The organism is Sphingobium sp., assembly GCF_041987595.1.
GTDB lineage: Bacteria > Pseudomonadota > Alphaproteobacteria > Sphingomonadales > Sphingomonadaceae > Sphingobium.
The window spans coordinates 1-12,702 of the sequence record NZ_JBHIWJ010000109.1 but is presented as its reverse complement, the minus strand read 5'-3'; the positions used below and the strand labels follow the sequence as shown (position 1 = coordinate 12,702).

The following is a 12,702-nucleotide window of genomic DNA, read 5'->3' as shown; positions in this document are numbered from 1 at the left end:
ACGACAGTCATGGAAATTATTTTGTGGGAGTTATTGACGGTCTGTCAAGATCATATACGATCTAATTCCTGCCGTCGACCCATTCCGGTTGGGGACAACAATATGAAAATGAGGGGATTCAAGGATGACCGACCCGGTGATGCTTCTTGATCGGCGCCGCCTGCTCCTCGCCTCTTCGTTGGGCGGCGCGGCTGCGCTGCTGCCGGGAGAGGCCCCGGGGGCAACGCGACAAGCCGCGCGCCCCAGCGAGGCAGCCAGTTGCTCAACCCCGCGGAGTGCGGTCGCCAAGACCCGCTACGGCCCCGTGCGCGGCTATGTCACGGGCGGCATATTGGCGTTCAAGGGCATCCCCTATGGTGACGACACGGGCGGCGCCAATCGCTGGCTGCCCGCAAAGCCGCCCAGTCCCTGGACGGACGAATATCCCGCATTGGTCTACGGCGCCAACAGTCCCCAGACACTGCACAGCTTCCGCGCGATCGAACACAGCTTTCTCCAGCAATGGGACGACGGGTTCCAGGGCGAGGATATGCTGAAGCTCAACATCTGGACGCCGTCCTTGAGCGGCAACCGGGCGGTCATGGTCTACTTCCATGGCGGCGGCTTCAGTTTCGGTTCCTCCTACGAACTTGCGTCCCACGATGGCGCACAGATGGCGCGGCGTCATGATGTCGTGCAGGTGTCTGTCAACCATCGCCTCAATGTGCTGGGCTTTCTCGATCTCGTCGAGGTCGGCGGCGCCGCTTATGAGGAATCGGTGAATGTCAGCATGACCGACTGCATTGCCGCGCTGCGCTGGGTTCAGGAAAATATCGCGGCGTTCGGAGGCAATCCCGACCGGATCATGATCTACGGCCAGTCGGGCGGCGGGTCCAAGGTCACGACCCTGATGGGGATGCCGTCGGGCAAGGGGCTTATCCACCGGGCAGCAGCGCAATCGGGCGGAGGCGGAAATATCCCGACGGCAGAGCAGTCGCGCGAATTTTCCCGGCGGGTGGTGAAGGAACTGGGCATCGGCGCGCGCGACATCGGCGCGCTTCAGAAGATGGACTGGGCGACGCTGTTCGCCGCCGGAAACAGGGCGGCCGAAGCGATCAACGGTCCACGCGCTCCCGGCGGCCCGTCAACAACCCCGCGCGTCGGCTGGAACCCGACCCTCGACGGCCGCGTGATAACCGTCCGTTCCTTCTTCGACACGGCGCCCGATGTCTCGCGGGACGTGCCGATGCTGATCGGCAATACCAGCGAGGAAGGCATGCGGTTCAGCCAGAATCCGACCGAGGCGGAATGGCGATCGACGCTGGCGGAGCAATATGGCGCGCAGAAGGCCGCCGCCCTCGTCGCGGCGATGAAGCGCGCTCACCCGGAAAAGGCCATCCGCACCCTCTCCTATGGCGTGGATTCGCTCGGCTACCGCAACCGCGTACAGAATATGGTAGCCTTGCGTCATGCACAGAACGGCAGCGCGCCAGTCTATCAATATCTCTTTCAGTGGCAGTCGCCCCAACTTGATGGTGTGGCCGGCGCCTGGCACACGGCCGACCTCGCCTTCTGCTTCGATAACAGCGCGCGCTGTGAGCAGGGCACCGGCAACACGCCCGAAGCGCAGAAGCTGGCGCGCACCATGGCGACGGCATGGGCGAATTTCGCGCGCACCGGCAATCCCAGTCAGCCCGGTCTCAGCTGGACCGCGACCGATCCGCAACGCTGCCAGACGATGATCTTCGACAATGACTGTCGCATGATCGATGATCCCGAGGGTGAGGCACGCCGGATCCTGCTGGACTGAGCCTTGGCACCGCCAAGGCCGAACGCGTCGTAATGGCGAAGGACCTCCCTCGTCAGTCCTCCGGCGCGATGGTCACGCGCAGACCGTCCAGGTCCGCCGTCAACGGAAGTTGGCAAGACAGGCGTGACCGTTCATCGCGCTGGTCGCTGCTGTCGAGCAAATCGCTTTCATCCTCGCTCAGCGGCGGCAAGGCCGTATGCCCCTCCTCCACATAGACATGGCAGGTCGCGCAGGAACAGCATCCGCCGCAGAGCGCGAGCAACTCATCAAAGCCATTGTCGCGGATCACTTCCATCAGCGACAGACCGGCGTCCCCCTTCACCGCACGTTGGGTGCCGTCGCGGCCGGTCACGAAAATCTGAACCATCAATCAATCCTTGCCGAGACGGGCCGCATGCCAGCGCAGATGGTCGGCCATGAAGGTGGAAATGAAATAATAGCTGTGGTCATAGCCCTCGCGCAGGTTCAGCATCAGATTAATGCCCGCAGCCTTGCATGCGTGCTCCAGCAGTTCCGGGCGCAGCTCCTGAGTCAGAAACGGGTCCGCAGTGCCCTGATCGACCAGCAGCTCTGCGACGCGGGCGCCATCCTCGATCAGCGCGACCGCATCGTGCCGGCGCCACAGCGCGCGATCTTCGCCCAGATAGCCGGTCAGCGCCTTTTCACCCCAGGGCACCTGGCTGGGTGCGACGATCGGCGCGAAGGCCGACACCGACGCATATCTGTCCGGACTGCGCAGCGCGATGGTAAGAGCCCCATGGCCGCCCATGGAATGACCCATGATGGACTGGCGCGCGCTGTCCACCGGGAAATTTTCCGCAATCAGGGCAGGCAGTTCCTCGGTCACATAGGACCACATCCGATAGTGGCGGTCGAAGGGAGCCTGCGTCGCATCGACGTAGAAGCCCGCGCCCAGCCCGAAATCATAGGCGCCGGCGGGATCGTCCGGCACGCCCTCCCCGCGCGGCGAGGTGTCGGGCGCGACGAAGATCAGGCCAAGTTCCGCGCAGATGCGGCGAAACTCGCCTTTTTCCGTGACATTGGCATGGGTGCAGGTCAGCCCCGACAGATACCAGACGACCGGGAGCTTAGCCCCCGGTTCATGCGGAGGTACGAAGACCGAAAAGGTCATCTCTGTCCCGGTGGCGGCGGAAGCATGTTTATACACGCCCTGCTCACCGCCGAAGCAACGGTTCGTGCTGACCCGCTCCATCGGTCAGTTGCCGTCCGTGAAGGCGTAGGCGCAGATTTTATTGCCTGCCGGATCGCGCAGATAGGCGGCATAGGCCCCGGGCAGATGGCCGCGGGGGCCGGCCGCACCTTCGCAGGTGCCCCCGGCAGCAAGACCGGCCGCATGGAAGGCGTCGACCTGATCCGAACTGGCTGCGGCGAAACCGATGGTCACGCCATTGCTGGACGGGGCTTCGCCATTGGCGGGACGGAGGATCAGCAGAGCCGGCTTGTCCTTGCCATAGAGAACGGCGTTTTCGCCGAATGTGCCGAGATTCTGCACACCCAGCGGCGCCAGCGCCGCGTCGTAGAATGCCGCGCTGCCCGCAAGATCGCTCGCACCAACACAGGCATGCGAAAACACGCCCTCACCGGAAATGACCGTCATGACCTTCCCCTTCCGCTTGAACTGACTGTTTAGAATAGGACGACCGATCGGATGCTTTCGCCTGCGTGCATCAGGTCGAAACCCTTGTTGATCTCTTCCAGCGTCAGGACGTGGGTGATCATGGGATCGATCTGGATCTTGCCGTTCATGTACCAATCGATGATCTTGGGCACGTCGGTCCTGCCCTTGGCACCGCCGAAGGCTGTCCCCTTCCAGACGCGGCCGGTGACCAGCTGGAACGGCCGGGTGCTGATTTCCTTGCCCGCTTCTGCGACGCCGATGATGATGCTCTCGCCCCAGCCGCGATGGCAGCATTCCAGCGCGGTGCGCATCACTTCGATATTGCCGGTCGCGTCGAAGCTGTAGTCCGCGCCGCCATCGGTCACTTCCAGTATCTTCGCCACGGTCTCATCGCGCGACAGACCCTGGCTGTTGATGAAGTGGGTCATGCCGAACTTGCGGCCCCACTCCTCCCGGTCGGGATTGATATCGATGCCGATGATCTTGTCGGCGCCAACCATCTTCGCGCCCTGGATGACGTTGAGGCCGATGCCGCCCAGGCCGAAGACGACGACATTCTCGCCCGCCTGCACCTTCGCTGTGTTCACCACAGCGCCAACACCCGTGGTGACGCCGCAACCGACATAACAGCTCGTCTTGAACGGCGCGTCCTCACGAATCTTCGCCACCGCGATTTCCGGCAGAACGGTGAAGTTGGAGAAGGTCGAGCAGCCCATATAATGGAAGATGGGCTGTCCCTTGTAGGAAAAGCGCGTCGTTCCGTCGGGCATCAGCCCCTTGCCCTGCGTGGCGCGGATCGCGGTGCACAGATTCGTCTTGCCGGACAGGCAGCTTTTGCACTGGCGACATTCCGGCGTGTAGAGCGGGATCACATGGTCGCCCGGCTTGACCGAGGTCACGCCCGGCCCGACTTCACGCACGATGCCCGCGCCTTCATGACCAAGGATCGAGGGAAAAATGCCCTCGCTGTCGAAGCCGTCCAGCGTATAGGCGTCGGTATGGCAGATGCCCGTCGCCATGATCTCCACCAGAACCTCGCCCGCGCGGGGCCCTTCCAGATCCACCTCGACGATTTCGAGGGGCGTTTTCGCTTCAAAGGCGACCGCAGCGCGCGTTTTCATTTCTGATCCCTTGCCATGAAGATGAGAGGATAAGGCGTCGTGAGCTGTCGAGCTTCGGTCGCAACCTCGTGTCGAACGCTGCCCGACTCATTACCGCTTTTTTTCTGCAAAACATCCTAGGCGCCTTTTCAAGCGGTGATAATATGGTGTTTTGGAAAAGCATTATTTCTGCACTGGTATAATCATGTCCAACTGGGATGGCATCGACGAGTTCATCAGCGTCGCGACGACGGGTTCGTTCACGCGCGGAGCCAGGGCGCTAGGCGTCTCGACGACCCATGTCAGCCGGTCGATCATGGCCTTGGAACAGCGCGTACAGGCGCAACTATTCCATCGAACCACGCGAACCGTCAGGCTGACCGACACGGGCCGCGTCTTCTTCGAACGTTGCGAGCGCATCGCCCAGGAACGGGACGAAGCGATTGCCTTGATCGGGGAACAGGCGGAACCGCAAGGACAATTGCATGTCACCTGTTCGACGGCCATGGGTGAAAGGTTCGTGGCGCCGATCCTGCGGCGGTTCGCGATGCAACATCCAAAGCTGTCCATGTCGATCGATCTGTCGAACCGGGTAATGGACCTGATCGGCGAAGGCTTTGACCTGGCTGTGCGAACCGGCGAGATTTCTGACCCCCGGCTTATCTCGACACGGGTCGCCTCCCGCACCCTGTATACCTGTGCTGCGCCGAGCTATCTGGCATCGGCTGGACGGCCGACGCGGATTGAAGCGCTCGACGCGCATGAATGCATCGTGGGCAGCACGGCCACATGGCACTTCAAGCTGCGGGGTCAGGAGATTGTCCATCGGCCGATGGGACGTTTCCGGTGCAACAGCGGCCATGCGGTGATCGAGGCGTGCGTTTCCGGTCTGGGCATATGCCAGTTGCCCGATTTTTACATATTGCCCTTTCTCAAGCATGGCATGGTCGAACTGCTGCTGGAGGATGTGCAGCCTGATGACGAGCCGATCTGGGCCGTTTATCCTCAGCGTCGGCACCTGCTGCCCAAGGTGCAGCAGGCGGTGGATTGCCTGCGTCGGGAACTGGGGCCGGCGATGAACCGTCCCCGGTCGGAGAATATCGCGCCGCCCCACACCATGACGATCCCGCCCGGTCCGTCGTGAACTCTTGCATGGGGTCGATCCGGATGATCCTGCGACATGCCGCTCGGGCAGCAGATCGTCGGCGCGATGCGCAATCGGCCCTTCATGCTCCGGGCGGCCGAGCGGATCCCACTAGGCGCGGCAGGCATCCACAACGGATCTGGGCGATGCGCACCATCGGCACGGTCATCACCCAACCGCTCTGGCGGCCGTCTTCATGGTGCCGTTGGGCATTTTTCCGCCTTCGTCCCCCGACCTGGGCGCGATGACGCGTGTCGCTGCGCTCAGTTTCTCCTGCACGGGACTCGGATCGACGACGCGGGGGATGACATCGCCTAGGCGGAGGTCGGCCAGCCAGATACGCTTTGCCACCGCCACCGCAACGGCCAGCGCGGACGGTCGCACGGCATTGATCCGGATTTCATCGGTGAAAAGAGAGACGATCAAGCGGTCGCGCAGTTCCTCCGAATGGAAATCGAACTCGACGCCGATGCGCCTGCCAGAGCGCCGCACAAATCCGCGCAGCAGGCCGACATCCGGCAGAATAATCTCTACACGGTCGCCAAGCGGCACACCGCTGGCCTCTGCAATTTCAAGGCCGAGGCCGGAAATGGAGATGTCCCCCCTGTCCGACCGGATCATCTGCCCCTGCGCCCCAAGCAGCGTCACGCTTTGACGGATAGCGAACCGCTCTTCCCCGCGGACACGCGGCTTTTCCAGACACATCATGGCGACCAGCATCAGCATGAACATGTTGAATATCGTCCAGAAGGTGACCATGGGCAGAAGGCCGACCTGCGAAACGACGCGATAATCCGCGCTGACATTGATCATGAGGCCGGCAAAGCTCAACGCGATCAGTGCGAGAGCCGCTGACAATATCGTGCTTTCCCAAGGATTCCCGCCCGCATCGCTGCCCTTGGGCGTGACCTTGAAGACCAGCCCCCGGGGACGAAACAGGGTCTGCAGAGCGACCGGAAGGATGCGGAAGGTCTGGAACAGCGACAATATCTGGGCGGCAAGCGGATAATAGCGCCCCGGCGCCAGCAGGGTGATGCCGCTCAGCATCGCGACGATCAGCGGCAGGACATAATGAACGACCGACTCCAGATCGATGCCGGTCATCGGCGCGAGGTTGAACAACAGGAAGAAAATCGGCGTCAGGACGGTGAACACGGACTGCAAGCCCTGGGTGATCCAGGCGCTGGGCAGGAACAGCAGGCGGTGGCGCAGCTTCAGGCCCGGTCCCAGCGGGCCTTGCTTCAGATACAGGATCTGGATGGCGCCCTGGGCCCAACGCTGGCGCTGGACGAAGAACGCGGCCGTGCTTTCGGGCGCCAGGCCATAGGCGAGCGGCTCGTTCAGATAGCGGGTGACATAGCCCTGTCGCAGACTGGCCAGCGTCAGCAGCATGTCTTCCGTGATCGAGCCTTCCGGCAGCCCGCCGCCGATCGATTCAAACAGCGTCCGGCGCGTGACGGAGTTCGACCCGCAGCAAAAGGCCGCGTCCCAACCGTCGCGGCCCGGCATGATCGCTTCGAAGAAAAAGCGCTGGTCGTCGGGCATGGCCTGTTGCAGGCCCAGATTGGTCTGCATGGGATCATGATTGTAGAAGCTGTGCGGAACCTGGACGATGCCGATCCGCCGGGAATCGAAAAAGCCCATGGTGCGCAGCAGGAAGTCGCGCCGGGGCACGAAATCGGCATCGAACACCGCGACAAAAGGGGCGCTGGTGACGGTCAGGCCGTGATTGATGTTGCCGGCCTTCGCACCCTTATTGTCCGGGCGGTTGATGTAGCCTGCGCCCTTGGCGACACATAAATCGCGCACCCATGGCCGCCGCCCGTCATCCAGCACCCAGACGCGCGCGTCCGGCCAGTCAAGCGCCAGACAGCCGAGAATCGTCTTCTCCAGCACTTCGCGCGGTTCATTATAGGTGGCGATGAACACGTCGACTGCGGGCAGGCTGGCGGAATCTTCCGCCCATGCCGCGCGCAACCGCGCCTCGCCGGCATCGGCCTCCGCCGACCGGTTTCGGGGCCGGGCTAGGATTGCCAGCAATATCGCGCCGTCGAACAGAGCGGCCGTTTCAACGAACAGGCAGGTAAGCGGCCACCACAGCCTGCCCGGACCCTCGCCCCAGGGGATCGTCTGCGTGATCCGCCACTGCAGATAATAGAAAATGGTGCATCCGATGGTCGCCACCAGACCCGCACGCGACGGCCATATCTTGCCGAATAGCAGCAGCAGACCGGCCAGCAACGCCAGCGGCGCGAAGGGCGCTGTGGTGGCGATGCCGGACATTCGCCGTCAGAGCCTGCGGCTGAACCGCACCTCGGCCAGCCGCCCGACATCGCATTTCCGGGCCGCGTCCATCTTCCGGGGATCCGGTGCCGGAAGCGCGACATCGACGATGATCTGGCGATCCTCCGGCAGGGAATAGGTCGATGCGGCGAGCAGCTCCTCCTTGCGGCGGCCGGCTGCCCCTGTGATGTTCACGACCTGCCCTTTCATCCACTGGCCGGAACCGATCATGCGGACGTCGGCGGGCGTGCCCGGCCCGACGACTTCGACCTTGCGCTCGGGAAGCGCAACCTGGACGAAGCGGCGGCGGCAATCGAGCAGATCAAGCACGGGTTCGCCTGCACGGATGGCGGCGCCCGGACTGGCCGTTGCCGCCCATACCAGCGTGCCTGCCGGCGCGCGATAGGCTGCGCGGGCGAGCGCATCCTTCAGTCTGATGCTGGCCTGCCTGTACCGGGCGGTCGCATCGCTCAGCGTCTTTTCAACAGACTGCTTCTGCAGGAGCAGGCGGTCGCCCTGCTGCACCGCATAAGGCGCGTCATTATAGCTGTCGCCGATGAACACATCCGACTGGGCGGCCGCGCGCGTGACCTGAACGGCCCGCAGCTTTGCCGCTGCGCTGCTGCAATTGCTGTTCTGCAGGGAGGCTGCGGCCTCCGCCTTCTGCACTCCGGCGGGCGAGATGAAGCCCTGCGCCGCCAATCTGCGCGTTCGGGCAAGGGCAGCCGCCTGCTCGACGCGTGCGGCCTGGCAGCCCAGAAGGTCGGCCTGCGCGGAGTCGCGGTCGGCGGAAAGTCGCGCCGCCATGGCGGTGGAAAAGAGCGCGGCGCGCTGCGTCAGCCGCTGGCTTTGCCCCTCCAGTTCAGCCAGCTGCCGCTGGCTGAGCGTCATTGCGGCCCACGCCATTTCCGCTTCCGCCTTGAGATCCGCAACCTCGCCGGTGTCCTGGGACAGGTCCAGCAAATGCACCTCTGTAGCCCGGTCGAAAAGGCGGCCGTTGGCGGGAAGATCAGCGACAGTTCCATCAGCAGCCGCCGTCAGCCTGATCAGGGGAGCATTGATGGCCGCTTCGGTAGAAACGTCATTCAACACATAGGGCGCAAACCCCATCGCTCCGCCGCCGATCAGCAGAGTAGCCAATATGATACGTGCATTTCGTGCACGCAGGACATTCTGGACGTCGATCATTTTTCCCGCCAAGCTGCAATTCGGCCCTTCCGGCGGCTTACCCAGTTTAGGTTATCATCATGTTAATGATATCTGCCCGTCAAGCAGGGCATGCGCGTTGATTGGGGCTTCTCTTTCCTGCTCCGCCTTCCTGCGCCGCGATGCCAGTTCTCGGAAGTTTCATTGATGGTGATCCGTTGGTGCGGACCTTCCTGATCGAAAGGCCGCACCTGATGGGATCAATTGGAATAGATCCTGATATCCTTCACGATCATATCGCCCGAACCATCGGCATAGTCGCCGGTCGTTTTCACCGCGACATCCATGATTGGATACCAGCGGAAGCCTGCAAAGGGGTTGACCGCCTGGTAGGTCTCCCTACCGTCGATGAACCATGTGATGTAATCAGGCTGGATATCGACGGCAAAGCTGTGGAAGCCTTTGGTGAACCCGCCAATGCCGTAAACCTCGTCCGTGTTCATGAATATGCCCTGCTGAAAGGTTCGCGTAATATTTGCGCCGCCATGCAGAGTATTGGCGGTGTAGCGGTCGAAGTCCCACCAGCTTTCAAACCCGAAACCTTCATAAATGTCGATCTCAGGCGGCCAGCCAGCCGTCGAAATAAGCCAGAAGGCTGGCCAGGCGCCCCGCCGGTCGGGCATTTTGGCGGTAAATTCATACTGGCCGTAGCCGATCTGGAGGGGCTTGCTGTTATGGCCGCTCAGGACAACCGAGCCGTAGTCATAGGCTACGCCATCCCATTCCAGCGGCTGTTTAAGCTTCTGCGTATGCATGACCAGCCCTTGGTCCGTGTAGCGCAAGGGCGCCTCTATCCCCGCATCGCGATATACCCAGCCGTCGAGATAAATGCCGGTTTCCTGATTCCCCGGCTGCGAGCGGCCGTTTGGCAGTTTGGTGGACCAGGCCTTGTCATGGCCGGCATCCGACCATTTCAGCGTTTCCCGGCTCATTCTCCACTGAAGCGTAGCGCCGGGCGTGAACGTGCGGGGTTCCCGGCCTTCCGTCTGCGCGGGCGTGGGTTCTTTCTGAAAGTCGCACTGCACATAAGCGCGATCAGTGCCCATCTTCCCGCCCCAGGGTGCCTCGACAAATCTGACGATGAAGTCGGCCTGCGGAATCCCGAGGATGATCGGCACCTCAACGGTTTTGGTGAGCGGATCACCCGGACGAAAAATGACCGCTTTATATATCGGCTGATAGTTGACGCCGGCAACCCCCCTCACAAGCCCGGTGCCGTCTTCGGTCATCACCCTGGCGATAACAGTATTCGGGGTTGGCCGATCAAGCGAGATCGGTACATAAGCCGCCGTCGCGCCCGGCAGGTAGGTGGCAGGTCCGACCGACGCCGTGGCCTGCTCCGGATATCGGGTGCCGTTTGCAAAATCGAAACTGGTAAAGTCTCCCGCATCCGCCGGGAGCGATAATGTAGTGGCGATCGTATCGGATTTCGCCGACCGCTGCGCGGACGCATTTTCTATCGCAGTGCGCATGAACTGCGATACGTCGAACCTGCTGACCGGAGCCTTGCCCGATGCCGCCCCCGGCACCCCCTCCGCGCTATCGGATCGTGCGAAGAAATTCGCGTTGGACGTCAGGCCCCAGGCGCTGACACAAAGGAGGAACAGGCATGCAAAAAGAACGCTCGAAACCGAGCGTGTCAATAATGGCTGTTTCATGATGCGACCCCTGTTGCTTGTCTGAATGAGATTGATGGCTGTGCTGGTTCTCCTTGCTTGTGGAGATTGCGCCGGGGATCCTTTCCGGATCGCCAACGGACATCACTATCTATCTGTATATCCACCTTTTTTCTCATCAGGCGAAGGGCGTTTGGCATTCATTTGATCGGCTTTGCTGCACGATCCGCCTTCGTCCTGTGAGATGGATCGGTCCAAAGCCGGGCACCACCGGCGGCGGTGCAGATTGCTTGCCCGAGAGAGCATGGTGCATACAGGGGCAAGCGCGGCCCTTACCCATTCTCCACAGGCGGCGGAGCTTTCCGTTGTGGCGACCGTTACGAACCTTTCCAAAGAAGGAGCACGCCATGAGCACGGAGAGAACGATCAGTACCCTGAACAGCCTCATCAAAACGACGCTCGACAGCATGAAGGGATTCAAGGACGCAGCAGAGGACGCGGAAAGCACGCAATTTGCGAGCTTTTTCGCTGAGTTCGCCCGCGAACGGAGCGAAGTTGCCGCCGCACTTCAGGCCGAAGTGAGGCGCCTGGGCGGCAATCCGGAAGAGGACAGCAGTTTCCTCGCCGCCGCGCATCGCAGCTTCATGGATCTGAAGCAGGCCTTCACCGGCAAGGACGACAAAGCGATTATTCAGGAAGTCGAAAGGGGCGAAGACTATATCAAGGGCAAATATGAAGCCGCCCTTCGCGACGCGGACCTTGATACGGCGGCGCGGCCGGTGATCGAACGGGCATATCAGTCGGTCAGGGCGGGACATGATCGCGCCAGCGCCTTGAAGCATAGCCTTGCATAAGGCGTCGGGCCGCCCATCGCGGGCGGCCCCCGTTTCAGGGTTTACGGAGTGGCGAGCTTTTGCCGCATTGGCTCCGCTCCCAATCCGGACCCGGAAGCTTCCGAGATGCGCGGTTCCTCATGCATCACGAAGAGGTGATGGCGCAAGACTGCGTGCGTATGAGGTGGATGGTCTTGCAAAGGGGACAGAGGCCGGGCAATGAACGGCGTCACCGCGCAATGGACGCCACGCTGGTTTACGTCGCGATTGATCCCAGAACGCGACAGGAACAGCATGAAAAGCAACAACGCTTCGTCAAAGCGGCCTTCTGACATGCAGGCCAGCATGGCAGGTGAGCGGCGGGCCAAGGCTGCAAACGCGTGTCGTCCGGCCATAGAAACTGTGGACGTCGCCGATATTCCCGGCGGCGGCCAACTGCACCTGCTCAAATGCGGCAAGGAATTTTCCATCCAGTTCGGCCGCGACGAGTTGATGGGCAGTCAGGACCATATTTCGGAAATGGCGCTGGCCACCCTGACGAGCAAACGTCTGGGCAGGAAAGATGGCCATGTTCTTGTAGGCGGACTCGGCATGGGCTTCACTCTGGACGCCGTGCTTGCTGCCTGGACCGCCGATGCTTTGGTGACCGTCGCGGAACTGGTTCCCCAGATCCTTGTCTGGGCCAGGGGGCCCTTGTCGCATCTGTTCAAGGATAATCTCGCTGACCCTCGCGTCAGCGTCCGTCTGGGCGACGTCTATGACGTCATCGCGGAGGCATCCGGCCGCTTCGATGCCATTCTGCTGGACGTCGATAACGGGCCGGACGGTTTCATCACGCCCGGAAACGACCGGCTTTATTCTCATGCCGGTCTTGGGGCGGCGTATGCGGCGTTGCGGCCTGGTGGCCTTTTGTCGGTCTGGTCGTCCTATGCCGACGACGGCTTTGCGGGAAGGCTTGAGGAGTCGGGTTTTGAAGTCGATGAGATCATCCTGCCCGCCTATGTCGGCAGCACGGAGCGTTGGCACAATATCTGGTTTGCGGCCAAGCCGTGCGGGCCTGCCCGTCTATCGCAGATGGAGTGACGCTTCCGC

The 12,702-nt window shown here is 62.0% G+C and carries 12 protein-coding genes; 4 read left to right on the top strand and 8 right to left on the bottom strand.

The genetic code is table 11. The annotated features are described in order from the left end of the window. Positions 1-124: 124 nt before the first annotated feature. Complete coding sequence (locus tag ACFC3J_RS19275; protein WP_375197677.1) at positions 125-1,789, top strand: carboxylesterase/lipase family protein; 1,665 nt, start codon at positions 125-127, stop codon at positions 1,787-1,789. A gap of 52 nt (positions 1,790-1,841) precedes the next feature. On the opposite strand, the gene ACFC3J_RS19270 is transcribed toward ACFC3J_RS19275, so the two are convergent. Genes ACFC3J_RS19270 through ACFC3J_RS19255 form a run of 4 tightly spaced genes read right to left on the bottom strand, consistent with a single transcriptional unit; the run spans position 1,842 to position 4,549 of the window. Next, positions 1,842-2,156, bottom strand: coding sequence for a 2Fe-2S iron-sulfur cluster-binding protein (locus tag ACFC3J_RS19270; RefSeq protein ID WP_375197676.1), 315 nt, complete (start codon positions 2,154-2,156; stop codon positions 1,842-1,844). A 3-nt stretch (positions 2,157-2,159) separates the two neighbouring features. After that, complete coding sequence (fghA, locus tag ACFC3J_RS19265) at positions 2,160-3,002, bottom strand: S-formylglutathione hydrolase (protein WP_375197675.1); 843 nt, start codon at positions 3,000-3,002, stop codon at positions 2,160-2,162. A 3-nt stretch (positions 3,003-3,005) separates the two neighbouring features. After that, positions 3,006-3,407, bottom strand: a complete 402-nt coding sequence (locus tag ACFC3J_RS19260; RefSeq protein ID WP_375197674.1) for a VOC family protein — start codon at positions 3,405-3,407, stop codon at positions 3,006-3,008. A gap of 29 nt (positions 3,408-3,436) precedes the next feature. Then, positions 3,437-4,549, bottom strand: coding sequence for an S-(hydroxymethyl)glutathione dehydrogenase/class III alcohol dehydrogenase (locus tag ACFC3J_RS19255; protein WP_375197673.1), 1,113 nt, complete (start codon positions 4,547-4,549; stop codon positions 3,437-3,439). Positions 4,550-4,733: 184 nt separating this feature from the next. On the opposite strand from ACFC3J_RS19255, the gene ACFC3J_RS19250 reads away from it, so the two are divergent. Beyond that, complete coding sequence (locus ACFC3J_RS19250; protein ID WP_375197672.1) at positions 4,734-5,672, top strand: LysR family transcriptional regulator; 939 nt, start codon at positions 4,734-4,736, stop codon at positions 5,670-5,672. A gap of 168 nt (positions 5,673-5,840) precedes the next feature. Here ACFC3J_RS19250 and ACFC3J_RS19245 read toward each other — a convergent pair whose 3' ends face one another. From ACFC3J_RS19245 to ACFC3J_RS19235, 3 genes are all read right to left on the bottom strand, one after another. Then, on the bottom strand, positions 5,841-7,955 hold the full coding sequence (locus ACFC3J_RS19245) for a glycosyltransferase (protein ID WP_375197671.1): 2,115 nt from the start codon (positions 7,953-7,955) through the stop codon (positions 5,841-5,843). A 6-nt stretch (positions 7,956-7,961) separates the two neighbouring features. Continuing rightward, positions 7,962-9,143, bottom strand: a complete 1,182-nt coding sequence (locus ACFC3J_RS19240) for an HlyD family efflux transporter periplasmic adaptor subunit (RefSeq protein WP_375197670.1) — start codon at positions 9,141-9,143, stop codon at positions 7,962-7,964. Between the two features lie 218 nt (positions 9,144-9,361). Continuing rightward, positions 9,362-10,819 (bottom strand): family 16 glycosylhydrolase, encoded by a 1,458-nt coding sequence (locus tag ACFC3J_RS19235; RefSeq protein ID WP_375197669.1) that lies wholly within the window; start codon positions 10,817-10,819, stop codon positions 9,362-9,364. Positions 10,820-11,184: 365 nt separating this feature from the next. On the opposite strand from ACFC3J_RS19235, the gene ACFC3J_RS19230 reads away from it, so the two are divergent. Continuing rightward, the gene (locus ACFC3J_RS19230) at positions 11,185-11,631 is read left to right on the top strand and encodes a PA2169 family four-helix-bundle protein (RefSeq protein WP_375197668.1); all 447 of its coding nucleotides are present in this window, start codon (positions 11,185-11,187) and stop codon (positions 11,629-11,631) included. Between the two features lie 41 nt (positions 11,632-11,672). Here the strand turns inward: ACFC3J_RS19230 and ACFC3J_RS19225 are convergent, their stop codons facing one another. After that, positions 11,673-12,005, bottom strand: a complete 333-nt coding sequence (locus tag ACFC3J_RS19225) for a hypothetical protein (RefSeq protein WP_375197678.1) — start codon at positions 12,003-12,005, stop codon at positions 11,673-11,675. On the opposite strand from ACFC3J_RS19225, the gene ACFC3J_RS19220 reads away from it, so the two are divergent. Then, complete coding sequence (locus ACFC3J_RS19220) at positions 11,944-12,693, top strand: spermidine synthase (RefSeq protein WP_375197667.1); 750 nt, start codon at positions 11,944-11,946, stop codon at positions 12,691-12,693. The genes ACFC3J_RS19225 and ACFC3J_RS19220 overlap by 62 nt on opposite strands. Positions 12,694-12,702: the final 9 nt, after the last annotated feature.

Coding starts and splice junctions, on each gene's coding strand:
- ACFC3J_RS19275 (WP_375197677.1), top strand. CDS start 125: ATGACCGACCCGGTGATGCTTCTTGATCGGCGCCGCCTGCTCCTCGCC.
- ACFC3J_RS19270 (WP_375197676.1), bottom strand. CDS start 2,156: ATGGTTCAGATTTTCGTGACCGGCCGCGACGGCACCCAACGTGCGGTG.
- fghA (WP_375197675.1), bottom strand. CDS start 3,002: ATGGAGCGGGTCAGCACGAACCGTTGCTTCGGCGGTGAGCAGGGCGTG.
- ACFC3J_RS19260 (WP_375197674.1), bottom strand. CDS start 3,407: ATGACGGTCATTTCCGGTGAGGGCGTGTTTTCGCATGCCTGTGTTGGT.
- ACFC3J_RS19255 (WP_375197673.1), bottom strand. CDS start 4,549: ATGAAAACGCGCGCTGCGGTCGCCTTTGAAGCGAAAACGCCCCTCGAA.
- ACFC3J_RS19250 (WP_375197672.1), top strand. CDS start 4,734: ATGTCCAACTGGGATGGCATCGACGAGTTCATCAGCGTCGCGACGACG.
- ACFC3J_RS19245 (WP_375197671.1), bottom strand. CDS start 7,955: ATGTCCGGCATCGCCACCACAGCGCCCTTCGCGCCGCTGGCGTTGCTG.
- ACFC3J_RS19240 (WP_375197670.1), bottom strand. CDS start 9,143: ATGATCGACGTCCAGAATGTCCTGCGTGCACGAAATGCACGTATCATA.
- ACFC3J_RS19235 (WP_375197669.1), bottom strand. CDS start 10,819: ATGAAACAGCCATTATTGACACGCTCGGTTTCGAGCGTTCTTTTTGCA.
- ACFC3J_RS19230 (WP_375197668.1), top strand. CDS start 11,185: ATGAGCACGGAGAGAACGATCAGTACCCTGAACAGCCTCATCAAAACG.
- ACFC3J_RS19220 (WP_375197667.1), top strand. CDS start 11,944: ATGCAGGCCAGCATGGCAGGTGAGCGGCGGGCCAAGGCTGCAAACGCG.
- ACFC3J_RS19225 (WP_375197678.1), bottom strand. CDS start 12,005: ATGGCCGGACGACACGCGTTTGCAGCCTTGGCCCGCCGCTCACCTGCC.